The sequence below is a fragment of the Chryseobacterium formosum genome (assembly GCF_026460885.1).
Lineage (GTDB): Bacteria > Bacteroidota > Bacteroidia > Flavobacteriales > Weeksellaceae > Chryseobacterium > Chryseobacterium formosus.
The window spans coordinates 80315-105038 of sequence record NZ_JAOVZW010000015.1; the positions used below are offsets into that span (position 1 = coordinate 80315).

Genomic DNA, 24724 nt, shown 5'->3' on the forward strand with positions numbered 1-24724 from the left:
TTTAAATTTTATCTAAATTTTCTAAAACCTCCAAAAGGCTTAATATTTTAAATGGTTTGATAGAAATAATTAAGTATATTTAATATTCTATTACCAAAAAAATATTAAACTATGGACTTATTTGTGTTAGTGCCAATTTTTGGCGTTATTGCCCTGATCTATACTTTTCTCCAAAGTAATTGGGTAAGCAAACAAAATGCAGGAAATGAAAAAATGAAAGTTATCAGCGGACATATCGCTGACGGTGCGATGGCTTTTCTCAAGGCCGAGTACAAAATTATGATGTATTTCGTCATTATCGTAGCTATTTTACTTGCAGTAATGGGAATGACAAATTCCAACTCACACTGGAGCATCGGAATTGCTTTTGTTATTGGAGCAATATTATCTGCTTTAGCAGGATTTATCGGTATGAAAATCGCCACGAAAGCTAATGTAAGAACTGCCGAAGCAGCTAGAACTTCTTTATCTAAAGCTCTGAAAGTATCATTCACAGGAGGTTCTGTGATGGGAATGGGAGTTGCGGGTTTAGCCGTTTTAGGATTGGGTGCGGTTTATTTAATTATTAAACAGATTTTTGCTCCCAATTCAACTGTAGATTCCCATGAAATGGAAAGAACCATTGAGATTCTTACCGGATTTTCTTTAGGTGCGGAATCTATCGCTTTATTTGCAAGAGTTGGCGGCGGAATTTATACTAAAGCTGCCGATGTAGGAGCCGATTTAGTTGGAAAAGTAGAAGCGGGAATTCCCGAAGATGACCCTCGAAATCCTGCTACAATTGCAGATAATGTTGGAGATAATGTTGGAGACGTTGCCGGAATGGGAGCTGATTTGTTTGGATCTTATGTTGCAACGGTTTTAGCAACGATGGTTTTGGGAAGAGAAACAATTTCTGTTGATTCTTTTGGAGGATTTGCCCCAATTCTTTTACCGATGTTGATTGCCGGAACAGGAATTATATTTTCAATGATCGGAACTTTATTTGTTAAAATTAATGATAATGAGGGTGCATCAACTTCTAATGTTCAGAATGCTTTAAACTTAGGAAACTGGGGAAGTATTGTCATTACAGCAATTGCTTCTTACTTTTTGGTCACCTATCTTTTACCTGAAAAAATGGTTTTAAGAGGTTTTGAATTTACAAAAATGGGAGTTTTCGGAGCCATCATTGTAGGATTAGTTGTCGGAACTTTGATGAGTATCATTACAGAATTCTACACAGCGATGGGAAAAAGACCGGTTTTAAGTATTGTAAGACAATCTTCTACAGGTCATGCAACTAATATTATTGGCGGACTTTCGGTTGGAATGGAATCAACCCTTTTACCAATTTTAGTTTTAGCAGGAGGAATTTACGGTTCCTATTTATGTGCCGGATTATATGGAGTGGCAATTGCAGCAGCCGGAATGATGGCAACCACAGCAATGCAGTTAGCGATTGACGCTTTCGGACCGATTGCAGATAATGCAGGAGGAATTGCTGAAATGAGTGAGTTACCAAAAGAAGTTCGCGAGAATACGGATATTTTAGATGCTGTCGGAAACACAACTGCAGCATCAGGAAAAGGTTTTGCAATTGCTTCTGCTGCATTAACGGCTTTAGCTTTATTTGCGGCCTTTGTAGGAATTGCAGGAATCGATGGAATTGATATTTACAGAGCTGATGTTTTAGCCGGATTGTTTGTCGGTGGAATGATTCCTTTTATATTTTCATCTTTGGCAATTACGGCAGTTGGACAAGCTGCAATGGCAATGGTAGAAGAAGTACGAAGACAATTCAGAGAAATTCCAGGGATTTTAGAAGGAAAAGCAGAGCCGGAATATCAAAAATGCGTAGCCATTTCTACTGATGCTTCTATTCGTAAGATGATGCTTCCAGGTGCAATTGCAATAGTTTCTCCTTTATTAATAGGATTTATTTTTGGACCTGAAGTTTTAGGTGGCTTCTTGGCCGGAGCAACGGTTTGTGGAGTTTTAATGGGAATTTTCCAGAATAATGCAGGTGGAGCTTGGGATAACGCTAAAAAATCTTTTGAAAAAGGAGTTGATATCAACGGACAAACCTATTATAAAGGATCAGAACCGCACAAAGCTTCTATTACAGGAGATACAGTTGGAGACCCGTTTAAAGATACTTCAGGGCCTTCGATGAATATTTTAATTAAATTAATGTCGATTGTTTCTTTGGTTATCGCACCAACTTTGGCAGTTTTACATAAAGATAAAATTGAAGCCAACAGAAAGGCTAAAATTGAAAGTTTACTTGGTAAAACTGTGATTAATACAGAAAATCAAACGATCTCAGGAAATAATGCTGCAATTGTACCTTTAGGAATTAATGGTCAATTAAATGAAAATGGCGATTTTGTTTATAATACCGGAACTATTCAGGAAGTTAAACTGAAAAATGGTAAAACAATTTCTTTAGGCAACCAAAGCCAATTATTCTTTTTACAGAACGATGTTAATAAGAAAAGCCAAGCTGTTTTAGATCCAAATAAATGGTACACCATTGAAAACTTATATTTTGAAACGGGTTCAAGTGATTTAAAAGCCGGTTCAGAAATTCAACTAGCTAATCTGGCTGAAATTATGAATGAATATCCGAATTTAAGAATAAAATTAGGCGGTTATACAGATAATGTTGGAGGTGAAGAAAGTAATCTTTCACTATCCAATTTAAGAGCACAAACTGCAAAATTGAAATTACTTGAATTGGGAATTGCGGGAGATCGGGTAGAAACAGAAGGATATGGTTCTCAACATCCTGTTTGTCCTGAAAATGACAGCGAAGAATGTCAGGCAAAAAATCGAAGAATAGATCTAAGAGTTTTAGCTCTTTAAATTCAAATAAAACTAAACTTTAAGCACTGCATTTGCGGTGCTTTTTTATTTTGATATTTTCCCAGTAAATTATTAATTTGAAATCTGTGAAAATCCGTGAAATCTGTGGGAATAAAGGAATATAATAAAACCAATAAATGACGACTATAAATTTCTCTTCAAATGTTCCATCGCCTGAATAATCACATCATCTTTTTTAGCAAAACTAAATCTTATATAATCAGAATCTTGTTTAGAATTATAAAAAGCAGAAAGCGGTAAACAGGAAACTTTTTTCTCAACAGTCAGCCATTTTGAAAATTCTACGTCTGTCATGGTTTTATTTACATTCCTGAAATTAACGATCTGAAAAAATCCACCTTGCGATTTTTCTTCAATTTTCAATGGTGTAAATTGTATCATTTCATTAAAAATATCACGTTTTTGCTGCATGATTTTTTGGTTTTCTGAAGGATCAAAAACTTCAAGATACTTTGCTATTGCATATTGACAGGGAGAATTTGAACTGTAAGAAATATATTGCTGATGAATTCTGAAATAATTTAATAAACTTTCAGGAGCTAAAAGATAGCTTACTTTCCATCCCGTTGAATGAAACATTTTACCAAATGAAAAAATGCAAAATGTTCTTTTTTTGAGTTCAGGATGAAGAAAAGAACTGTAATGTTCAACATTATCATAACAGTAAATATCATAAATTTCCTCTGAAATAAGATATATTTCCTGATGTTTTATTAACTCATAAAGCTGATTCCAATCTTCTTTAGTCCACATTTTTCCGGTAGGATTTTGTGGCGAATTGACGATGATTGCTTTGGTTTTTTTAGTTATGCATTTTTGCAATTCATTCCAATTTATTTTAAAATTAACATCCAAATCATAATAAACAGGAACTCCGCCATTCAAAACAATCGAGGGCGCATAAGTGTAATAAGAAGGTTGAATCACAATTACTTCATCGCCAATATTCAAAATAGATTTTAAAGAAGTGTATAAGCCAAAAGTAGAGCAAGGAACAATATTAATTTCCTCTTTTTTAAGTTTTACGCTGTTCTTTCGATTTAAATTAAATTGAATAATACTTTCAATCAACAAAGGGTTTCCAGAAAGCGATTCATAACTATGGCTGATCATATCTGCAGATTCTTTCAGATAATACCTTAAACGCGGATCAATTTCAAAATCAGGTAGACCTAATGACAAATCATAACTCTGATGTCTCGAAGCAAGCTCCGACATTTCTGTGAAAAATTTGTAATCATTAAATCCGTAGTTTTTTTCCATAGGCTTTTATCAAATATATAAAAAAATAGCATCCAATTTACAGTTGGAATTTTTTTGTTATTTTTAAACAAACAATTTTTTAAATGAAAAAATTACTCATTCCTATCTTTTCAGCAATCGTGCTTACGAGTTGTGGAAGTTCTATACACTCAGGTGATAAGCAGAATTCAAATCAAAATACAAGTTCAAGTGATTCTAAAAGTGAAAAAGCTTTTAATAAAGCATATCACCAAATTAAGTATAATGATTTAAAGAAAAATTTATATGTGATTGCGTCTGATGAAATGGAAGGAAGAGATACTGGAAGTCAAGGTCAGAAAAAAGCAGGAGAGTATATCGTCAAATTTTATAAAGATTTAGGAATCGAATTTCCTAAAAAATTAGGTTCATATTATCAGAAAGTTCCGTCTTCTTACATGAAAAAAAGAGGCGGTGGAAATTTACCTGATTCTGAAAATATTTTAGCTTTTATTGAAGGAAGTGAAAAACCTGAAGAAATTATCGTTGTTTCTGCACACTACGATCATATTGGAACTAAAAATGGCGTGGTTTACAACGGAGCCGATGATGACGGAAGCGGAACTGTTGCTGTGATGCAGATTGCAAAAGCTTTTCAAAAGGCTAAAAAGAAAGGTAACGGACCGAAGAGATCTATTTTATTTCTTCATGTAACGGGAGAAGAGCACGGACTTTTTGGTTCTGCATATTATTCTGATAACCCGGTTTTTCCTTTATCAAATACAGTTGCTGACTTAAATATCGACATGATTGGAAGAGATGACATTGCAAATCGAGGTAAGAATTATGTTTATGTGATTGGTTCTGAAATGTTAAGTTCAGAATTAAAAATCATTAACGAAGTAGCTAATAAAAAGACAAATAATCTTGAATTAAACTATAAATACGACGATCCGAAAGATCCCGACAGATTATATTACCGTTCTGATCACTATAATTTTGCAAAACATGGAATTCCTGTAGCATTTTTCTTTGACGGAATTCATGAAGATTATCATAAGGAAACCGACGATGTTGAGAAAATTGATTTTAATTTATTGCAAAAAAGAACTCAATTAGTTTTTGCAACAGCTTGGGAATTGGCAAATCGTGAAGCGAGAATTGTTGTTGATAAGAAATAATTAGAAAAATTTTGAATATGATTATTCGTGAAGCGAAAATAGAAGATATTCCGCAAATTCAGATAGTAAGAAATTCTGTTAAAGAAAATACTTTGTCAAATCCTGATCTTGTTACTAATAAAGATTGTGAAGAATTCATGACCGAAAGAGGAAAGGGGTGAGTTTGTGAAATTAATGAGAAAATTACAGGCTTTTCTATTGTTGATCTAAAAGGAAATAATATTTGGGCGTTGTTTGTAGATCCTGATTTTGAAAAGATGGGAATTGGTAAAAAATTACCTGATATTATGTTAGATTGGTATTTTAAACAAACCCAAGAAAATGTATGGCTTGGAACTTCACCAAATACAAGAGCAGAAATGTTTTATCGGAAAACCGAATGGAATGAAATAGGAATGCACGGAAAAAACGAAATTAAGTTTGAAATGACTTTTGATAACTGGACAAATAAAAAATAATATGAATCAAAAAATAAAATCAATAAGACCTTTTATCGGATCAAAAGATTTTGCAGAAAGCAGAGCTTTTTATCGAGATTTAGGATTCGAAGAAGTTGAAATTGATCCTAAATTTTCAGTATTTAAAAAAGGGAATTTTGCATTTTATCTTCAGGATTATTATGCCAAAGAATGGATTGAAAACACAATGATTTTCCTTGAAATAGAAAATGTAGATCTTTATTGGGAAGAATTGGTATCACTAAATTTAAAAGATAAATATGATTCAATAAAATTAGTTCCAACAAAAACGATGGATTGGGGAAAAGAATGTTTCCTGCTTGATCCTGCTGGAGTTTTATGGCATTTTGGAGAGTTTTTTAGTTTTTAAAATATGATTTACGCATTCGACACGTATTATTACGAAAAATTCGCCAAAACAGTCTGCATCGCATTCGAAAACTGGAATTCAGAGACTGAAAGTTTTATTTATTCAGAAAATACAGAAATTACTTCCGATTATGAAAGCGGCGCATTTTATAAAAGAGAATTACCTTGCGTTTTGAGTTTATTAAAGAAAATTGAATTACAAAACGGTGATTTGATTATTGTAGATGGTTATGTAACTTTAGATAATGACGGTAAATTTGGTTTAGGCGGTTATCTTTATCAATCTTTAGATGAAAAATATCCGATTATTGGTATTGCAAAAAATGGATTTTACAGTGAAGATGATCAAAGAAGAACTGTTTTACGTGGTGAAAGTAAAACTCCGTTATTCCTTACTGCAATTGGAGTTGATGTTGATGAAACTCAATCTAACATAGAAAATATGCACGGAAATTATAGAATGCCGACCTTATTAAGAAAACTAGATCAGCTTACAAGAGAGAAAGATGAACTAAATGTGAGAAACTGATAAAAGTCAGCTGAACATTTATTTATATTTATTCTAAATAAATATAAATTTGTTTCAGAATTAAAACGATTCTAAAAACATCAAATAGTTCATATCCATATTAATTTTTCATTTTTCAAGAACCGATAAGTTTTGCTTGTCGGTTTTTTTTATTTAAAGTAGAAGATTTAATTATAAATTTTTATTTTTGGAAAAAATAAACACAAAAACAATGAGAAAATTATTCTGTTTTTTTGCAATAAGCATTTCTGTTATTGTATTCTCACAAAAGTCTTATACAAAAATTAGCAATTCAAAGATCAATAATGAAAGAGTTCAAATCAGTGAGCAATTCATTAAAGAATATTTGTCTAAATGTGAAAATAAAGACTTTTCTAAATTCAATAATTTCATTTTAGATAAAAGATTAGAAAGAAAACTGAGTGAAGGTTTTGAGAAAAAATGTGAAGAGACATTACAAAATAATGGAAAAATTACGATTAAAAAGTTTAATTCAGCATACCTTCAAGACTTTACAAAAGATAGAGATCCGATTGAGTATATTGTTTTTGATGCTGATTTCGAAAAATCTAAAGATCTGAAATTTATAAGTGTCTGGATTTATAGGGATCAAAACGTAATCAGTGGAATTTGGATTTCTAAAGAAAAACCTTAAAACAAACCTAAATAAAAGAATCCGCTCTTTAGAAGCGGATTCAGTAGATAAATACATCTCATTTTTTTAATTAGACAACAACAAAAAAGCACAGCCGACGATGCTGTGCTTAAATTTTTATTTCAAATTTAATTGCGATTTCGAACTCGAAAAAGGCAAGAAAAAGATTCATTTCGTTTTTATTACATAGTAAATGTAGGAATATTTTTAATACGAAATGTAAATTTAATGTTAAAATTCACAACTTATCCACATTTTTTTGTGGATAAAGTTGCATGTCTAAATTTTGCCTGTGTGAAAGTTAAAACAAACATTTACCAGTAAAACTAATATTGCTAATATAATACAGATTACAGAATAAAACCTACCTAATTCAAAAAGTAAAGAAATAGCTTTAAAATGATTGATAAGTTTGCTCATCATTTTAAATTTGCAGTAATGAAAAAACTATTTTTTTTAATCCTTTTGTTCGTACAAAGTATTTTGGTGTTTTCTCAAGACAGGCACAATTATCTAATTGCCCTAAGAGAAACACAGATTGTAATTTCTAATAATTTTATTATACCCCAAAAAACAAGTTCCTATAAAAATGTTCAATTTATAAAAGCACCTTGGAAAGATCAGATTTTAAATGTTTATGGTAAACAACTTTCAATCACAGTTTCTAATTCGTTGATACGGAATATTGCTTTTAGTGAAATTGTAGCTGATTCTACAAAACTTAAACAGTATGATTTTGAAAATTTGGAGTTCCAAATTCTCAAAAATAACAAGATTTTATATTCGTGGAGAAATATAGAATCTGGTTTTAGCATTAATGACAAAACTACCCGTTTACAAAAGAGTGAAAATTTAAAAGCTTATAAAATTTTAGACCAAATTCTGAATGAAAATGATGTGGTGAAAATCTCATTTAGAACAAAAGGCGAAAAACCATTCTTGAATTGTATCATACATAAAGTTAAGGATGATAAGGTGCCACTTGTCTGCTCAAGTATTCATAATCCCAACGGAGTTTCCTTAGAAACTTTTGTAGAAGAAGCACTTTCTCACAAGAAGCAAATCAATTATAGTTTTTACGAAGACTGGCCAAGTTTGTATTCCGCAAAATATGAAGAGCCCATTGTGAAAGTAGATGAGAAAACTAAAATTGCGATTTTCTACCGTCCAAAAAATTACGCCAACACAAAAGATATGCTTGAGTACAGGCTTTTAGAAAATGGTGAGCCTACCTCTGAGACATGGAAAAAAGCAAACGACTTTATTATTCTACATGATTTTAAACCCGGAAAAAAATACGTTCTTCAAGTAAAATATCGAGGTGAAAAAAAATATATTACAAAAGAGTTTTTCTCTGAGCCCAAGTGGTTTCAAAATATTTGGTTGAAAATTTCCTTTTTCATTTTTGTAATAACTTTATCTGGTTTTATATTTTTAATTCTTAGAAACAAAAGAATGAAGAGATTACAAAGAGAGCAGAAAGCAAAACTTCAATTTATGTCTGCCCAGCTTAATCCTCATTTTTTATTTAATGCCTTAAATTCGATACAGGGTTTGATAAACTCTGGAAATATTGATAAATCTAATACTTACCTTACTGATTTTTCAAAACTTATGCGTGCTATTTTGGATTTTAGTGATAAAGACGTGATTCCTCTTTCTTTAGAAATTAAAGCATTAAAACATTATATTTCTATTGAGCAACTTCGATTTTCTTTCTGTTTTGACTTTTTCATTGATGCGGAAATTTCTGAGGCTACCACTGAAGTTTTGCCAATGCTTGTACAACCTATATTAGAAAACTCAATGCGACATGGCATTTCTATACTAAATGAAAACGGAAAGCTTTCATTTAAAGTTCTCAAAAATGACAAAGATTTAATTTTTGAAATACTAGACAACGGAAAAGGTTTTCAAACCAATCAAAAATTTTCGGGAAAAGGAATTAATATTACAAAAGATCGGATTGCGTTATTTAATTCATCATCAGATAAAGTGAAAATTGATTACCTTGTAGAATCCAATAACGATGGTACGAAGACATTAATAATCTATAAAAATTTATTAAATAATGATTAAAGCAATCATTGTAGATGATGAAAAAAATGCAGTCGAAAATTTAAAACTGATTTTGGAGAAGAGATTTCCAAATGAGATTGATGTTGTTGCTTCTGCTAATGGTGTGGATCAGGCTTACGATTTATTTCTGAAACTTTCTCCCGACCTTATTTTTCTGGATATTGAAATGCCCATAAAAAAAGGTTTTGAACTTTTAAAAATGTTAAATCACTATGATTTTGAAGTTATTTTTGTGACTGCATTTTCTCAATATGGTATAGATGCTGTGAAATTCTCTGCTTTAGATTATGTGCTGAAACCTATTGATTTTAATGAACTGGATGTATCTATTCAAAAAGCAAGAAAAAGAATCTCACAGAAAAAAGTGAATAAATCTTTGGAAAATTTGGTGGAATATTTAAAATATGAAAATGATAAATCTAACCATAAAATAGCAATTTCTTCTTTGAAAGAAATACATTTTGTATCCGTCAATGAAATTATTCGATGTGAAAGTTCTAATAGTTACACCACGATTATTTTAGAAAATCGGGAACAAATTGTTTCTACAACTTCTTTGTTTGAGTATCAGAATCTTTTAGAAAAATATGGCTTTATCCGCTGTCATCAGTCTCATTTAGTCAACAAGAATTTTATTAAAAGTATAAAAAAATCTGAAGGAAATATACTTCTACTCACAAACAAAGATGAAATTCCCATGTCTAGAGATAAGAAGAAAGTGGTGAAAGAGCAATTTAATTTATAGAATAAGTTTCTTCTTACAAAAAATCAAAGTTTGTTAACAAAAAAGGAAGCAAAATTTGCTTCCTTTTTAATTATTGAGAAAATTTCTACAACTTCTCCGCAATATATTTTGCTGTATGAGAAGTCTTATTCTTTGCTAAATCTTCAGGAGTTCCAGCAAAAACAACTTCCCCGCCATATTTTCCTGCTTCGGGACCGATGTCTATAATATGATCGGCACATTTCATAATATCCGGTTGATGTTCAATTACAATTACAGAATGACCGAGATCAATTAAAGCTTGTAAAGATTTCAATAATTTTTGAATATCATGGAAATGTAATCCTGTTGAAGGTTCATCAAAGACAAACAGAGTTTTATCTGTAGTTACACCTTTTACAAGAAATGAAGCCAGTTTTACACGCTGCGCTTCACCTCCGGAAAGGGTAGAAGAACTTTGTCCGAGCTGCAAATATCCCAAACCGACATCCTGAAGTGGAGTTAGTTTTGTCACGATTTTATCTTCTTTATTTTCTCTGAAAAAAGTTAAAGCTTCATCAACAGTCATGTGAAGAATGTCAGAAATATTTTTTTCGTCGAATCTTACTTCTAAAACTTCATTTTTAAAACGGGTTCCTTTACAGGTTTCGCATTCCAGTTCGATATCTGCCATAAATTGCATCGAAACATTGATTACACCTTCACCTTTACATTCGTCACATCTTCCGCCATCAACGTTAAAAGAGAAATGTTTTGGCTTGTAACCCATCATTTTCGCACTTTTCTGCTTAGAGAACAAATCACGAATATCGTCATAAGCCTTCAGATAAGTTACAGGATTTGAACGGGAAGATTTTCCAATAGGATTTTGATCAATTAATTCGATATGTTTGATTAATTTTTTAGGAAATTCTACAGAATCATAATCGCCTTTTTTTCCGCCCATTCCTAATTGAATCTGAATATCATTAGTAAGAATTTCTTTCATTAAAGTAGATTTTCCGCTTCCGGAAACTCCTGAAATAACGACTAAACTTTCCAAAGGAACATCAACATCAATATTTTTTAAATTATTTGATCTTGCTCCTTTTATATGTATAAATTCCTTTGCTTTTCTGCGCTTTTCAGGAACTTTTATTTCCAATCTTCCGGTTAGATATTTTGAAGTCAGCGTATCGGCATCTTTCAGCTCTTTATAGTCACCTGCAAAAACTAATTCTCCGCCTAAATATCCAGCTTCAGGACCAATATCAATGATATAATCTGCTGCTCTCATGACGTCTTCATCATGTTCTACAACGATAACTGTATTTCCTAAATCTCTAAGGTTTTTTAAAACTCCAATTAAATTTTCGGTATCTCTTGAGTGCAGCCCAATCGACGGTTCATCTAAAATATAAATTGAGCCCACCAAAGAACTCCCTAAACTTGTTGCTAAGTTAATTCTCTGACTTTCACCACCAGAAAGTGTATTTGAGGTTCGATTAATCGTTAAATATCCCAAACCAACTTTTAGCAAAAACTCGACTCTCGTTGTAATTTCGTAAAGCAGTCTTTTTGCAATTTCTTTATCGTGTTCTGAAAGTTTTAAGCTTTGAATTAACGGTAAAAGTTCATCCAAAGGAAGTTCAATCATCGACTGAATATTGTTTCCGTCGATTTTCACCCAGCTTGTTTCTTCACGAAGACGTAAACCTTCGCAAGTAGGACAAAGGGTTTTTCCTCTGTAACGTGAAAGCATTACACGATACTGAATTTTATATAAATTTTCCTCCAGCATTTTGAAGAAATTATTCAGAGAAGGGAAACTTGCTTTTCCGTCGCCTTTCCAAAGATAGTTTTTCTGTTCTTTGGTTAATTGATGATAAGGCTTATGAATAGGGAAGTCTTTTGCTTTTTTAATGAAATCTTTCTTCCATTCGCTCATTGTTTCGCCTTTCCATGCAGCAACTGCATCTTCAAAAACCGACAAAGCTTTGTTTGGAATGACCAAATCATCATCAATTCCGATCACTTTTCCATACCCTTCACAAGTAGGACAAGCCCCAAAAGGATTATTAAAGCTGAAAAAATGAACATTCGGCTCTAGAAATTCTATTCCATCGAGCTCAAATTTATTTGAAAATTCTTTTACAGTTCCGTTTTCGGTATTTTTTAATGAACAATATCCACGACCTTCATAAAAAGCCATTTGAATGGAATCTGCCAAACGCTGAAGAAAACTTTCATCTTCTTCATACGAAAAACGGTCAATCACCAAATTGATTTCCATGCCTTTTTCCGGTGTGAAACCGAAACTTTCTAAATCTTCAATTCCTGCTAAATTTCCGTTGACTTCTAGCCTTGTGAAACCTGCTAATTTTAAGACATTTAAAGTATCTGTGAAATTTTCAACCTCAAAATTCAGCGGAGCTGTCAATAAAAACGGAACATTATTTCCGGAATTTTTAATAAAATCTACAACATCTGTTACCGAATCTTTTTTGACCTCATTACCAGAAACCGGAGAAAATGTTTTCCCGATTCTTGCAAACAAAAGCTTCATATAATCGTAAATTTCCGTGGAAGTTCCGACTGTAGAACGTGGATTGGAAGAAATTACTTTCTGCTGAATCGCAATAGAGGGCGCTAAACCTTTAATATCATCAACTTTTGGTTTTTCTAATTTACCTAAAAACTGGCGTGCGTAAGAACTTAAACTCTCCACATATCTTCTCTGTCCTTCCGCATAAATAGTGTCAAAAGCCAAAGAAGATTTTCCGCTTCCAGAAACTCCTGTCATGACAATTAATTTATTTTTCGGAATTAAAACATCAATGTGTTTTAGGTTGTTCAGGTGTGCGTTTTTAACGAAAACCTGTTTCTTTATATCTATTTCTGTAGTTGAAGCCATAGTAAAATTAAGACTAGCAAAAATACAAATTTTTGACGGATTTTATTTAAAAGAATTAAGTACCACAGTTTAAATCATTGACATAAGTATAATTTAAATCACTATAAATCAATTCATCAAGATATTTTTGTTATTTTAACATAAAATTTAATAATTTTTTACAATATACTATTGTTTTGTAAATATTTTTCATGTAAAATTGCATCAAGAAAATAGTAATAAAAATGAGAAAATTTTTCCAACATTTTATTACACATTTAATGAAAAAAAGATAAAAAAAAGGTTCTGAAAATCTAAAAGACGTATCATTTGATGCGTCTTTTTTTATGATATGTATCATTTTTTGGTTTTGAGAAAGTCTGCTAATTTTGGAAGCTTCAAAAATAAACTAAAGTAATATGAATAAGAAACTCGGAACTGTAATTTTTCTTGCTGCGCTTTGCTCGGTAAATGCACAGGTGAAAACTTCAGATATAGATTCTGTTGAGATTCAGGGAAAATTTATCGCAACCACTTACAAAAATGCCAATCAGAATATTTCTGTGATTACACGAGAAGATATTCTTAATTCTCCAGCTGCAAGTATTGATGAAATTCTACAGCAAATTCCAGGAATGGATATCAGAAGGAGAGGTGCAAATGGAGTGCAGAGTGATGTAGGTTTCAGAGGAAGTTCGTTTGAGCAGGTTTTAATTTTAATCAACGGAATCAGGATGAATGACTCGCAAACCGGTCACAATTCTTTAAACATCCCTGTTGATTTGGATAATGTTGAAAGAATAGAAGTAATAAAAGGACCTGCTGCAAGAAGGTTCGGACAAAATGCTTATGCTGGAGCGATCAATATTATTACTAAAAGTCATATTGGAAAGAATATAAAAATCAGTGCAAATGCAGGAGATTACGAAACATACGGTTTCGGATTTAATGCAAATCTTGGAAACGAAAAGTTTTCAAATACTTTACAGGCAAATTCAAATTCATCACAAGGTTACAGGCATAATACCGATTTTGAAATCAGAAATGTTTTCTATCAAAATCAATTAAAAATAAAAAATGGTGACATCAGATTGCAAGCCGGTTTTTCTGAAAAGAAATTTGGCGCCAACGGATTTTACTCTTCACCAAAAGCAACGGAGCAATATGAAGAACTGCAATCATCAATTCTGAGTCTTGCACACCAACAAACTTTCGGGAAATTAAAGCTTAATTCTAATGTTTACTGGAGAAGAGGGCAGGATATGTATCTGTTTAACAGAGAAAAACCTGAAATCTACAGAAATATGCACATCGGAAATAATGTAGGCGGAGAAGTGAATTCTAGCTATTCTTCAAGTTTAGGAACAACAGGTTTGGGTGTCGAATTGAGAAAAGAATTTTTAGCAAGTAACAATTTGGGAGACAGAGAACGTTTTGTAACTCAGGTTTTCTTCGAGCATCATTTTTCTTTTTTTGATAAAAAACTAAACATCAGTCCGGGAGCTTCTTGGGCAAATTATTCTACCAATGGAAACTTCTTTTACCCAGGATTAGACGTTGGTTATACATTTTATCAGAATAATAAAGTGTACGGAAATATCTCCAGAGTTCATAGAGTTCCTACTTTCACAGATTTGTATTATACAAGTAAAACAGAGCAAGGAAATCCTAATCTTTTACCAGAAAATGCTGTTTATGCAGAACTTGGATATCAATATCAAAACAAAAATATTTTAGCAAAGCTAAGCGGTTTCTATAGAGATTCTAATAATTCTATCGACTGGACTAAAAATTCTTTAGAAGATCCTGTTTGGTATTCAAGAAATATTGGAGACACTGAAATTAAAGGTATTGAAGCTGAAATAGGGCATCAGGTTTTCGATTGGATGAAATATACTTTGGGTTACACGTATATCGATAATAAATTAAAGGATTTAAATGATTTGAATTCTCGCTATGCACTTGATAATTTGAAACATCAGTTTGTTGCAAAACTTCAGACGAAATTCCTGAAATATTTCACCAACGAATTGGTTTACAGATATAATGACAGAGTGAGTTTAGGAAGTTATCATCTGCTTGATGAAAAATTGAGCTTTAATAAGAAAGACTTTTCTGTTTATGCTTTAATCAATAACGTAACTGATTCTGATTATACAGAAACTTTTGGAATACCAATGCCTCAAAGGTGGTTTCACATTGGTTTTTCTTACAACATTAATATTAAGTAAACTTAACATTACGGAATAGTTAAATAATATAAATTTGCAAAAATTTTTTTGGATGAAACTTATTTTAAGTCTGAGTTTACTTTTAAGTTTAAGTATTTACAAAGCGCAAGAGCACATCTCTTCGTTTAATGCACTCACCATCACCTATAAGTTTCATCCAAAATTTTTCCTCTATGCTGAAGGACAATCCAGAGGAATCGAAGAATATACTTATCCTGATTATTACGAAATAAAAGGAGGTTTAGGTTATAATCTTACAAAAAATCACAAACCTTTTGTCGGTTTAGGACGTTACGCAACTTACAAAGATCACGCAATTAACAAAGAAGAGTTCCGTGTTTGGTTGCAGGATGTTATTGATTTTAAACAAGGACGAGTAAAGTTTGAAAACAGATTTCGTATTGAAAAATCTTGGTTTTATGAGCCACAAACTGAGAAAAATTCAGAAAGAATGCGCTACCGTTACCGTTTGAACGTTTCGGTACCTTTAAATGCTAAAAAAATTGCACCCGGAACTGTTTTCGCAAACGTTTATGACGAAGTTTTCGTAGTAACACCTATAAAGCCTGCTTTTGCAAGAAACAGAGTCTACGGAGGTTTTGGTTATCAAATTGATGAAAACTTTGGTGTTCTAGGCGGTTATCTTTGGCAAAGAGAATTTGAAGCAAAAGGAAATAAAAATGTACATTTCGTTTATCTTGCTTTAAATATCAACATCGATGATACCGATAATGATCATAAAAACAAAACCTATCACTTTCCGGGGGCCGATTAATCTAATATTTCTCTGTTAAATATCGATATGCTTTCAGATATTTATTAAAACGGTGAATATCTTTTGAAGTTAATTCACGATTCACCCTTCTCAAATCCATATTATCACGAAGATCATTTAGTTTTACGGCAACTGCAAGAGGAGATCTTTCGGTTCTTTTCACAAAATCATCATAGATTTCTTCAGGATCGAATTTTGTAAGACAGCTCACTGCAAATAGAATATATTCAGGAAAACCTTCGGATCGTAAGTATTCAAAACTAAATTCTTCGGCATGATCTTCAACTACATCGTGTAAAGCACCTACAATTTTCTCATCCATCGTTTTGCCATATTCCATTACCCGCATTACGTGAGCAATATACGGCGCATGATATTTATCTTTTTGCCCTTTGTGTGCCTTATCAGCAATTCTTATCGCTTTATTTAAAAGTTCTTCCTTTGTCATTCTTAATAGAAAAATAGAATACAAAAATATAAAACAGCTTAGAAAAACTCTATAATTTTAATGAAAAGTTTAACAAATTTTATCAACAATTTGATTTAGAGAAAAATTATTTCGAAGCCAACTTTGGAGGTTTAGCTCTGTCTAATAAATTTGGTATTTTTTGTAATATTGTATCTCTTTTTGCGGCTTTTAAGCTTGAATATAGTTCAGGGTTTTTAGGTTTTGAAACAGGCATTTTGTACAAGTTTACAATAGAACTATCAATCTTTGTAACATCCGATGGCTTTACAATAAAAAATTTTTCAATTTCAGGAAGTTTCGTAGAATCAACTTTTAATGGTTTTCTTGGAAAAGTCTGTGCTGAGATTGCTACTGAACTTAATATTGTAATTAATAATAGTTTCATTGTTTAAATTTTTATAAGATTAAATTATAGTAACTTAAAACTCCATGTTTTATTATAAAACAACTAATACTGTTGGGTCATTACACTTTTTGAGATTTTTTAATCGAGACAATTATTTTTTTGAATTTAATATGATTTAATATGATTTAATAATAAATAAAAAGCGTCTCAAAAAATTGAGACGCCTTGAAATCAAATTTATATAAAAGACTAGTAATGTCCTTTTTCAATATAATGCGCAGCCACTTTTTCAGTTAACGCTACTACATTCGGACTATTTGTATATTTTGTGAATCTTCTTAATCCTGAAAGCATCATTCTTTGTTCGTCACCTTCTGCGAAAGAAACGATTCCTTCTTTTGCACCAGCAATGATTTTGTCAATTGCTTTGTAAAGATTTAACTGAGCCATTGCAGCTTCCACAGAATCAGCAGAGAAGTGTTTCTCAGCTCTTAAAACTGCAGATTCTGCCATGTAGATTTGGTTAAGAATTTCAGATGCATTTAATAATAAATGTTGCTGTTTTTCAATATCCATCATGAATTTTTGAAGTGCAGCTCCTGAAACCATTAAGAAAACTTTCTTAAGATTCGCAATGATGGCTTTTTCTTCGCTCATAAATTCAGAATAATCAGGAACTTCGAACGATGGAATTCCCATCAATTCTTTGCTGATTGCCATTGCCGGAGATAATAAGTCTAATTCTCCTTTCATTGCTCTCTTTATCAACATTCCAACCGCAAGAAGTCTATTGATTTCATTGGTTCCTTCATAAATTCTTCCAATTCTTGCATCTCTCCATGCAGATTCCATTGGAGTGTCTTCTGAGAATCCCATTCCACCATAGATCTGAATTCCTTCATCGGCTGTATTTTGAGTTAAATCAGAAACAAAAACTTTAAGGATAGAAGCTTCTACTGCAAATTCTTCAACACCTTTTAATTCAGCTTGTTGATGATCCATTCCTCCTGCAACTAATTCTGCAATTTTATCTTCAACATTTTTTGCTAAACGGTAAGAACCCGCTTCACTTACGAAAACGCCAGTTGACATTTCAGCAATTTTCTTTCTAATCGCTCCGAAAGTTGAGATAGAAACTCCAAACTGTTTTCTTTCGTTTGAATACTGAATAGAGTGGTTCAAGATTCTTCTCTGTCCGTCAAGGTTTGCAGCAGCTAATTTAATTCTACCAACATTTAATGCATTCAAAGCGATTTTGAAACCATTATTTCTTTCACCCAGCATATTCTCTACAGGAACCTTCATATCATTGAAGAAAACCTGACGGGTAGAAGACGAACGAATACCTAATTTATGCTCTTCTTCACCAAAAGTCAAGCTTTCAGGGTTCTCAAGTTCTGAACGATTAATTACAAAACCAGTGATATTTTTATCATCATCAATTTTAGCAAACAAAGTGAAAGTATCTGCAAATCCTGCATTAGAAATCCACATTTTCTGTCCATTGATGATGTAATGTTTTCCATCTTCAGATAATCTGGCTCTTGTTTTTCCTGAATTGGCATCTGAACCTGCATCTGGTTCAGTCAAACAATACGCTCCGAATTTTGTTCCTGTTGCTAAATCAGGAAGATATTTTTTCTTTAATTCTTCGCTTCCGTAAAGTAGAGTAGGAAGTGTTCCGATTCCGGTATGTGCTCCATAAGCTGTTGCTAATGATCCGTTTCCACCTGAAACATAGTCGCAAGCTAACATTGTGCTCACGAATCCCATTCCAAGACCGCCGTATTCTTCAGGAACAGTAATTCCTAACAATCCCATTTCACCTAATTTACGCATGGTCTCTTCAGTCAATGCATAATCTTTTTTCTCAAAACGGTCATGGTGCGGAATAACTTCTCTGTCGATAAATTCCTTAGCAGAATCACGAAGCATTTTTTGTTCTTCAGAAAGTTCTTCTAAAGAAAATATTTCATTAGCAGTAATTTCTTTAATTAAAAACTCACCGCCTTTTAATGTTTTATTAAGTGTATCACTCATTGTTTTAATTTTTTAGATTTAAAGAATAAAGAGAAAAGAATAAAGACTTACAAGTTTAATTTTTTTTGAAAGCCAGAAATCATTCTCTGTAATTCTGTGATTTTATTTTCTATATTTTCAAGTTTGGACAAATCAAAATAACTTCTGTTTGAAGAAATTATAATTTGAGTTTGTAATTCGTAAAGAGATCCAAGACTTATTTCCAAAAATCGATTGAAATCTTTATTTGAACTTCTGCTTGAACCTTCAGCAATATTTGAAGCAACCGAAACAGAACATCTCCTAAGTTGAGATTTTAATCCAAATTCTTCATTTTTCGGGAAACTATCAGTAAGAATGTAGGTGTCATTAGCTAATTCAATAGCCAACTTCCAAATGTTTAGATTCTTAAAATTATGTTTCACCTCTGTCTTTTCTCTTTATTCTTTGTTCTCTTATCTATAATAACTCAAAGATTGAAGCAGCACCTTGGCCTGTTCCAACGCACATAGAAACCATTCCGTATTTGTTTCCGCGTTTTCTCATTTCGTCAAGAAGTTGAACGGTTAATTTTGTTCCCGTACATCCAAGTGGGTGACCCAAAGCGATGGCGCCTCCGTTTACATTTAAGATATCAGGATTTAAATCTAATTCTTTTTTGATAGCAACAGATTGTGATGCGAACGCTTCATTTAATTCGATTAAATCAATATCTTTTAATTCTAAACCTGCCTGTTTCAAAGCTTTTGGAATTGCATAAATTGGTCCCATTCCCATGATTCTAGGTTCCAAACCTGCAGCTGTATAAGCTACTAATCTTGCTTCTGGTTCAAGACCTAATTCTTTTACCATTTCCTCGCTCATAACCATCACGAAAGCAGCTCCATCACTCATTTGAGAAGAGTTTCCGGCAGTCACGCTTCCTCCGTTGGCGAAAACTGGTCTAAGTTTAGCCAAACCTTGTAAAGAAGTATCTGCTCTCGGACCTTCATCTACTGAAAAATCAAACTTTTTAGTCTGCATTTTCTGGTTTTCATCCAGGAAGTTATATTCAACGGGAATCGGAACAATCTGGTTGGCAAATTTACCTTCCTGATTCGCTTTTAAAGCCTTCATATGAGATTCAAAAGCGAACTGATCCTGTTCTTCTCTTGTGATATTATATTGTTTTGCAACTTCTTCTGCAGTGTAACCCATTCCCCAATAATAATCGGGGTTTGTTTTTGCAATTTCTGTTTCAGGAACAGGTTTATAACCACCCATCGGAATGTAAGACATTGATTCTGTACCTCCTGCGATAATACAATCAGCCATTCCTGCCTGAATTTTTGCAGAAGCAATCGCAATCGCCTCACTTCCTGATGCACAATATCTGTTTACGGTAACTCCGGGAACCTTGTCTGTATTCAACCCCATTAAAGAGATCAAACGGGCAACGTTTAAGCCTTGTTCAGCTTCCGGCATTGCGTTTCCTACGATAAGGTCATCGATTCTGTTTTTGTCTAATTGCGGAAGTTCAGCCATTAATTTTTCAATTACGGTAGCCGCCATTACGTCAGGACGAGTAAAACGAAGGGAGCCTTTTGGCGCTTTTCCTACCGCTGTTCTAAATCCTTTTACTATGTATGCTTGTTTTGACATTTGTTTTAATTATTTAATTTAAACATACACTTTGTCATGCTGAAAGCATCTCTACGAAGTTTAGATTCCTACGGAATGACAAAGTTTGTGTTAATTTGGAATTATTAATTTCTTAATGGTTTTCCGTTTTGTAACATATACTGAATTCTCTCCAATGTTTTTCTTTCACCACAAAGTTGAAGGAAAGTTTCTCTTTCAAGATTCAATAGGTATTGTTCAGTTACGATTGTTGGTTCAGAAAGATTTCCTCCAACCATTACGTTGGCTAATTTATCTGCAATTTTCTTGTCGTGTGCAGAGATGAAGTTTCCTGTTAACATTTGATCAGTTCCCACATAGAACATTCCCAATGCATCTTTACCTAAAACTTTTACTTTCTGCTCGATTGGTTGAGTGTAGCCGTGTTCTGCCAAACTTATTGCCAACCTTTTTGCTGTTTTAATCTGTGTTCTTTTATCAACAGCAACGATATCTTTTCCTTTTTCAAGAATTCCCATGTCGTAAGCTTCATAAGCAGAAGTTGCCACTTTACCCATTGCAATATTCATGAAGGCTTCACGAAGTCTATTGTTTTTAACATCATCACTGTGGAATTCTCTTGAAGTTCTCAATGTCAACTCCTTTGTTCCACCACCGCCAGGGATTACACCAACTCCGGTTTCAACTAATCCAATATAGGTTTCTGCTGCTGCAACAACTCGGTCTGCATGCATAGTCATTTCGCAACCACCTCCAAGCGTCATTCCGTGTGGAGCAACAACCACAGGAATAGAAGAGTAACGAACTCTCATCATCGATTTTTGGAAATAGGCAATCGCCATGTTTAAGTCATCCCAATCCTGTTCGATCGCCATCATTAAAATCATCGCTAAATTCGCTCCAACAGAGAAATTTGTCCCCTGATTTCCGATAACCAAACCGTCATATTCTTTTTCAGCTAAATCAATCGCTCTGTTTAATCCATCTAAAACTTCGCCCCCAAGAGAGTTCATTTTAGAACGGATTTCAAAGTTGATAATTCCATCTCCAAGATCTTCAATCGAAGCTCCCGAATTACTCCAAAGCGTTTTGTTTTTTCTGATATTATCTAAAATAATAAAGGCATCCTGACCCGGAATTTTGTTGTATTCTATAGAGTTTTTATCAACGTAAATGCTTTGTCCATCGTCACTAACTTTGTAGAAGGTCTCTACATTTTTCACCCAGTCTGAAACTTCGTAACCTGCATCTTTAGCCAATTCAATACCTTTTTGAACGCCAACGGCATCCCAGATTTCAAATGGACCGTTCTCCCAACCGAAACCCGCTCTCATGGCATCATCGATTTTATAAACTTCATCAGAAATTTCAGGAACTTTGTGCGAAACATAAGCGAATAATGCTCCTAAAGATTTTCTATACAATTCTCCAGCTTTATCTTTTCCACCAATTAAAACTTTAAATCTGTCAATTGGTTTGTCAATATTTTTAGTTAATTCTAAAGTCGGGAAAGAAGATTTTCCTTGAAGTTCGTATTCTAAAGTATCAAGATTTAATCCGTGAATTTCAGATTTTCCTTCTGCATTTTTCACTTTTTTATAAAAACCTTGTTCAGTTTTTGAACCTAACCATTTATTATCAACCATTTTCTGGATGTAATCTGGAAGTGCAAAAACATCATTGAAATTATTAGCTTCGGCACCGCTGTTACGAACGCCGTTTGCAACCATCACCAAAGTATCCAATCCAACAACATCAGCAGTTCTGAACGTTGCAGATTTTGGACGACCGATTACAGGACCAGTCAGTTTATCAACTTCAGAAACAGTTAAACCTAATTTCTGAACATTATGAAGCAAATCCATCATCGAGAAAACCCCGATTCTGTTTGCGATAAATGCAGGAGTATCTTTTGCTAAAACGGTTGTTTTACCTAGGAATTTTGCTCCGTAATTCATGTAGAAATCAATGATTTCAGGATTTGTATCGTTGGTAGGAATAATCTCTAAAAGAGGTAGATATCTAACAGGATTAAAGAAGTGTGTTCCTGCAAAATAATGCTTGAAATCATCGCTTCTTCCTTCTACCAGCATATTAATTGGAATTCCGGAAGTATTTGAAGAAACTAAAGTTCCGGGGTTTCTGAATTGTTCGATTTTTTCGTAGACTGATTTTTTGATGTCGAGTCTTTCAACTACAACTTCAATAATCCAGTCTGTATTTTTTATTTTTGGTAAATCATCATCAAAATTTCCAACCTTGATTCTATCTGCGAATTTTGGAGAATAGAGTAGAGCCGGACTTGCTTTTTTCAGTTTTTCAAAGTTTTCAGAAGCGATTCTGTTTCTTACCGCTTTGTCATCTTTGGTCAAACCTTTTTTCTGTTCTGCTTCAGTTAATTCAAAAGGAACGATATCTAAAAGCGAAACCTCTACGCCAATATTAGCGAAGTGAGCCGCAATACCGCTTCCCATAATTCCTGAACCAAGAACTGTAACGTGTTTGATTCTTCTTTTCATTTGATTATATTTATTATTTATTTTCTGTTGTTTAGATCTGTAGCGATTTTCATGATTTCAGTCATTACTTCCTTGAAAGTTTCTAGCTTCTCAGGAGCAATTTTTTCCATGATTCTTTTGTTGAAGTTTACAACAACTTCTTTAGACATATTTCTGGAATTCAACCCCTTATCTGTCAGTTTAATGATTACTTCACGTTTGTCCGTGGTTGTTTTTTCTTTATAGATATATCCGTTGTCTTCAAGAAGTTTGATGATCCTTGTTAGTGAAGTGGGTTCGATAGCCATTTTAGGACCTAAATTCGTGCTTCTAGTTCCTTCTTTTGGGTCAATTTTAAGAAGAGTAAGTGCTTGAACAGCCGTAGAATCATGCTCTTGAGCAAGCTCAGTATACATTTTGGAAACAGCTAACCAGGTCTGCTTCAAAATGAGATCAACATTTTCGGTTTTATCTTTGTTATTATCCATTATAATTTTTTTGCTAATCGGTTTTATCAAATGTAGCAAATATTATGCATGCATAGTATTTATTAACGTTAAAATTTGTTAACAAATTGATAATGAATAAATTAAATTATATGACAAGCATAATACTATGCATGCATAGTATGTGAATTGAATAAATAAAACCGAGTATTAGTAAATGGTTTTCACGAAATTAACGATTTCTTCAAAGGATTCGCATTGTTGTCTTAAAGAATCATTGGAAATAACCCAAAAGTTGTTTTGAAACTCAAAATTTAAAGATGAAAGATCTTTTTGAAAGTTTTTTTGAAGTAAAGAATACAACATTTCCTTATAAAAATCTGGCGCGATAATTTTTGGAGCCACAAAATTTTCATTAACCTGAAATAGCGATGCATTCGTTAATTCTTTGTGTTGAAGCAAAACATCTTCCACAATTCCGGAATATAAATAATTGTCTTTTACATACCAAATTTTATCTGCAAATTCTTTAGCCAATCGCCAATCGTGTGAAGAAAACAAGATCAATTTATTTTGTTCTTTGGCTAATTTTCGAAGGGTTTTTAAGATGATTAATTTATTTTTTTCATCTAAATGTGTCGTTGGTTCATCGAGAATGATGATAGGAGAATTTTGTGTCAAAGCTCGTCCAATAAACGCTTTTTGGAGATTTCCATCTGAGAGGTTTCTCAATAAAGTATGTTTGTATTGGTCTAAATCTAATGCTTTTATTATATCAGAAACCTCTTCTCTATCTTCTTTTTTAAGCTCGAAATAGAAAGGATAGTAAATGTATTTTCCCAACGAGATAAGATCTTCAACCGTATAATTTTGCGGAATAATCGACTTTGAAAAAACAACCGCAATGTTTTCTGCAATTTCTTTAACAGAAAGTTTTTTTACATTTTTATGATTAATAGAAATTTCTCCGCTTAACAAAGGATTTTGATGGAGAATAGATTTAATTAAAGTGGTTTTTCCTACACCGTTGTTACCAATCAATAAGCATACGTCTCCTAAATTCAAATGGGCAGAAGCATTTGAAATTAAAGTTTTGTTGTAGCCGATGTTTGCTTGTTTGATTTGTAGGTGCATTTTCATTTTTATTTCCCGCAGATTTTCACGGATTTACACAGACTTTTTTTCTCGTTGATTTTGCTGATTACGCAGATTATATTTTACGGTTTATTTGTCATGCTGAAGGCATCTCTACAAAGTTAGTTTAGATTCCTACGGAATGACAATATGGGTGTATCATTTATTTACTTTAGATTAAAAATATTTTTAAACATTTATATAATTAGCAAAATCTGCGAGAGGTTTTA

At 32.8% G+C, this 24724-nt stretch carries 21 protein-coding genes; 11 read left to right on the forward strand and 10 right to left on the reverse strand.

What is annotated here, in order from left to right:
- The first annotated feature begins 111 nt into the window (after positions 1-111).
- Positions 112-2847, forward strand: coding sequence for a sodium-translocating pyrophosphatase (locus tag OF897_RS12775; RefSeq protein ID WP_267266075.1), 2736 nt, complete (start codon positions 112-114; stop codon positions 2845-2847).
- A gap of 144 nt (positions 2848-2991) precedes the next feature.
- On the opposite strand, the gene OF897_RS12780 is transcribed toward OF897_RS12775, so the two are convergent.
- A complete protein-coding gene (locus OF897_RS12780) occupies positions 2992-4131 on the reverse strand; it encodes an aminotransferase class I/II-fold pyridoxal phosphate-dependent enzyme (RefSeq protein ID WP_267266076.1) in 1140 nt (379 codons plus the stop codon).
- 83 nt (positions 4132-4214) lie between these two features.
- On the opposite strand from OF897_RS12780, the gene OF897_RS12785 reads away from it, so the two are divergent.
- The 8 genes from OF897_RS12785 to OF897_RS12820 all read left to right on the forward strand — a co-directional run bounded on the left by OF897_RS12785 (position 4215) and on the right by OF897_RS12820 (position 10105).
- Entirely contained in the window at positions 4215-5270 is a 1056-nt protein-coding gene (locus tag OF897_RS12785) for a M28 family metallopeptidase (RefSeq protein WP_267266077.1), read from the forward strand.
- A 17-nt stretch (positions 5271-5287) separates the two neighbouring features.
- Entirely contained in the window at positions 5288-5431 is a 144-nt protein-coding gene (locus OF897_RS12790) for a hypothetical protein (protein ID WP_267266078.1), read from the forward strand.
- A gap of 9 nt (positions 5432-5440) precedes the next feature.
- Complete coding sequence (locus OF897_RS12795; protein WP_267266295.1) at positions 5441-5728, forward strand: GNAT family N-acetyltransferase; 288 nt, start codon at positions 5441-5443, stop codon at positions 5726-5728.
- Between the two features lies 1 nt (position 5729).
- On the forward strand, positions 5730-6098 hold the full coding sequence (locus OF897_RS12800) for a VOC family protein (protein ID WP_267266079.1): 369 nt from the start codon (positions 5730-5732) through the stop codon (positions 6096-6098).
- Between the two features lie 3 nt (positions 6099-6101).
- A complete protein-coding gene (locus tag OF897_RS12805) occupies positions 6102-6626 on the forward strand; it encodes an endonuclease V (protein WP_267266080.1) in 525 nt (174 codons plus the stop codon).
- 211 nt (positions 6627-6837) lie between these two features.
- A complete protein-coding gene (locus OF897_RS12810; protein WP_267266081.1) occupies positions 6838-7281 on the forward strand; it encodes a hypothetical protein in 444 nt (147 codons plus the stop codon).
- A gap of 438 nt (positions 7282-7719) precedes the next feature.
- On the forward strand, positions 7720-9360 hold the full coding sequence (locus tag OF897_RS12815) for a sensor histidine kinase (protein WP_267266082.1): 1641 nt from the start codon (positions 7720-7722) through the stop codon (positions 9358-9360).
- Entirely contained in the window at positions 9353-10105 is a 753-nt protein-coding gene (locus OF897_RS12820; protein ID WP_267266083.1) for a LytR/AlgR family response regulator transcription factor, read from the forward strand. The genes OF897_RS12815 and OF897_RS12820 overlap by 8 nt, the downstream gene beginning before the upstream one ends.
- An 85-nt stretch (positions 10106-10190) precedes the next feature.
- Here OF897_RS12820 and uvrA read toward each other — a convergent pair whose 3' ends face one another.
- Positions 10191-12977 carry an excinuclease ABC subunit UvrA gene (gene uvrA, locus OF897_RS12825; protein ID WP_267266084.1) on the reverse strand — a complete coding sequence of 929 codons (2787 nt, stop codon included), beginning with the start codon at positions 12975-12977 and terminating at the stop codon, positions 10191-10193.
- A 398-nt stretch (positions 12978-13375) separates the two neighbouring features.
- Here uvrA and OF897_RS12830 point away from each other — a divergent pair, with 398 nt between their 5' ends.
- Positions 13376-15187 carry a TonB-dependent receptor plug domain-containing protein gene (locus tag OF897_RS12830; protein WP_267266085.1) on the forward strand — a complete coding sequence of 604 codons (1812 nt, stop codon included), beginning with the start codon at positions 13376-13378 and terminating at the stop codon, positions 15185-15187.
- A gap of 52 nt (positions 15188-15239) precedes the next feature.
- Positions 15240-15962 carry a DUF2490 domain-containing protein gene (locus OF897_RS12835; RefSeq protein ID WP_267266086.1) on the forward strand — a complete coding sequence of 241 codons (723 nt, stop codon included), beginning with the start codon at positions 15240-15242 and terminating at the stop codon, positions 15960-15962.
- A gap of 1 nt (position 15963) precedes the next feature.
- On the opposite strand, the gene OF897_RS12840 is transcribed toward OF897_RS12835, so the two are convergent.
- From OF897_RS12840 to OF897_RS12875, 8 genes are all read right to left on the reverse strand, one after another.
- On the reverse strand, positions 15964-16410 hold the full coding sequence (locus tag OF897_RS12840; protein WP_267266087.1) for a phosphohydrolase: 447 nt from the start codon (positions 16408-16410) through the stop codon (positions 15964-15966).
- Positions 16411-16516: 106 nt separating this feature from the next.
- A complete protein-coding gene (locus OF897_RS12845) occupies positions 16517-16816 on the reverse strand; it encodes a hypothetical protein (protein ID WP_267266088.1) in 300 nt (99 codons plus the stop codon).
- 210 nt (positions 16817-17026) lie between these two features.
- The gene (locus OF897_RS12850) at positions 17027-18817 is read right to left on the reverse strand and encodes an acyl-CoA dehydrogenase family protein (protein WP_267266089.1); all 1791 of its coding nucleotides are present in this window, start codon (positions 18815-18817) and stop codon (positions 17027-17029) included.
- A 47-nt stretch (positions 18818-18864) separates the two neighbouring features.
- A complete protein-coding gene (locus OF897_RS12855) occupies positions 18865-19221 on the reverse strand; it encodes a four helix bundle protein (RefSeq protein ID WP_267266090.1) in 357 nt (118 codons plus the stop codon).
- 34 nt (positions 19222-19255) lie between these two features.
- Positions 19256-20437, reverse strand: a complete 1182-nt coding sequence (locus OF897_RS12860; RefSeq protein ID WP_267266091.1) for an acetyl-CoA C-acyltransferase — start codon at positions 20435-20437, stop codon at positions 19256-19258.
- 104 nt (positions 20438-20541) lie between these two features.
- Positions 20542-22935, reverse strand: coding sequence for a 3-hydroxyacyl-CoA dehydrogenase/enoyl-CoA hydratase family protein (locus tag OF897_RS12865; protein ID WP_267266092.1), 2394 nt, complete (start codon positions 22933-22935; stop codon positions 20542-20544).
- Between the two features lie 17 nt (positions 22936-22952).
- On the reverse strand, positions 22953-23402 hold the full coding sequence (locus tag OF897_RS12870; RefSeq protein ID WP_267266093.1) for a MarR family winged helix-turn-helix transcriptional regulator: 450 nt from the start codon (positions 23400-23402) through the stop codon (positions 22953-22955).
- Between the two features lie 168 nt (positions 23403-23570).
- Positions 23571-24500 carry an ABC transporter ATP-binding protein gene (locus tag OF897_RS12875; protein ID WP_267266094.1) on the reverse strand — a complete coding sequence of 310 codons (930 nt, stop codon included), beginning with the start codon at positions 24498-24500 and terminating at the stop codon, positions 23571-23573.
- Between the last annotated feature and the right edge of the window lie 224 nt (positions 24501-24724).

Excerpts from the sequence above, each read along its gene's own strand:
- OF897_RS12785 (WP_267266077.1), top strand. The coding sequence starts at position 4,215 with ATGAAAAAATTACTCATTCCTATCTTTTCAGCAATCGTGCTTACGAGT.
- OF897_RS12845 (WP_267266088.1), bottom strand. The coding sequence starts at position 16,816 with ATGAAACTATTATTAATTACAATATTAAGTTCAGTAGCAATCTCAGCA.
- OF897_RS12830 (WP_267266085.1), top strand. The coding sequence starts at position 13,376 with ATGAATAAGAAACTCGGAACTGTAATTTTTCTTGCTGCGCTTTGCTCG.
- OF897_RS12800 (WP_267266079.1), top strand. The coding sequence starts at position 5,730 with ATGAATCAAAAAATAAAATCAATAAGACCTTTTATCGGATCAAAAGAT.
- OF897_RS12875 (WP_267266094.1), bottom strand. The coding sequence starts at position 24,500 with ATGAAAATGCACCTACAAATCAAACAAGCAAACATCGGCTACAACAAA.
- OF897_RS12775 (WP_267266075.1), top strand. The coding sequence starts at position 112 with ATGGACTTATTTGTGTTAGTGCCAATTTTTGGCGTTATTGCCCTGATC.
- OF897_RS12820 (WP_267266083.1), top strand. The coding sequence starts at position 9,353 with ATGATTAAAGCAATCATTGTAGATGATGAAAAAAATGCAGTCGAAAAT.
- OF897_RS12780 (WP_267266076.1), bottom strand. The coding sequence starts at position 4,131 with ATGGAAAAAAACTACGGATTTAATGATTACAAATTTTTCACAGAAATG.
- OF897_RS12810 (WP_267266081.1), top strand. The coding sequence starts at position 6,838 with ATGAGAAAATTATTCTGTTTTTTTGCAATAAGCATTTCTGTTATTGTA.
- OF897_RS12865 (WP_267266092.1), bottom strand. The coding sequence starts at position 22,935 with ATGAAAAGAAGAATCAAACACGTTACAGTTCTTGGTTCAGGAATTATG.
- OF897_RS12790 (WP_267266078.1), top strand. The coding sequence starts at position 5,288 with ATGATTATTCGTGAAGCGAAAATAGAAGATATTCCGCAAATTCAGATA.
- OF897_RS12850 (WP_267266089.1), bottom strand. The coding sequence starts at position 18,817 with ATGAGTGATACACTTAATAAAACATTAAAAGGCGGTGAGTTTTTAATT.
- OF897_RS12835 (WP_267266086.1), top strand. The coding sequence starts at position 15,240 with ATGAAACTTATTTTAAGTCTGAGTTTACTTTTAAGTTTAAGTATTTAC.
- OF897_RS12870 (WP_267266093.1), bottom strand. The coding sequence starts at position 23,402 with ATGGATAATAACAAAGATAAAACCGAAAATGTTGATCTCATTTTGAAG.
- OF897_RS12815 (WP_267266082.1), top strand. The coding sequence starts at position 7,720 with ATGAAAAAACTATTTTTTTTAATCCTTTTGTTCGTACAAAGTATTTTG.
- OF897_RS12805 (WP_267266080.1), top strand. The coding sequence starts at position 6,102 with ATGATTTACGCATTCGACACGTATTATTACGAAAAATTCGCCAAAACA.
- OF897_RS12840 (WP_267266087.1), bottom strand. The coding sequence starts at position 16,410 with ATGACAAAGGAAGAACTTTTAAATAAAGCGATAAGAATTGCTGATAAG.
- uvrA (WP_267266084.1), bottom strand. The coding sequence starts at position 12,977 with ATGGCTTCAACTACAGAAATAGATATAAAGAAACAGGTTTTCGTTAAA.
- OF897_RS12860 (WP_267266091.1), bottom strand. The coding sequence starts at position 20,437 with ATGTCAAAACAAGCATACATAGTAAAAGGATTTAGAACAGCGGTAGGA.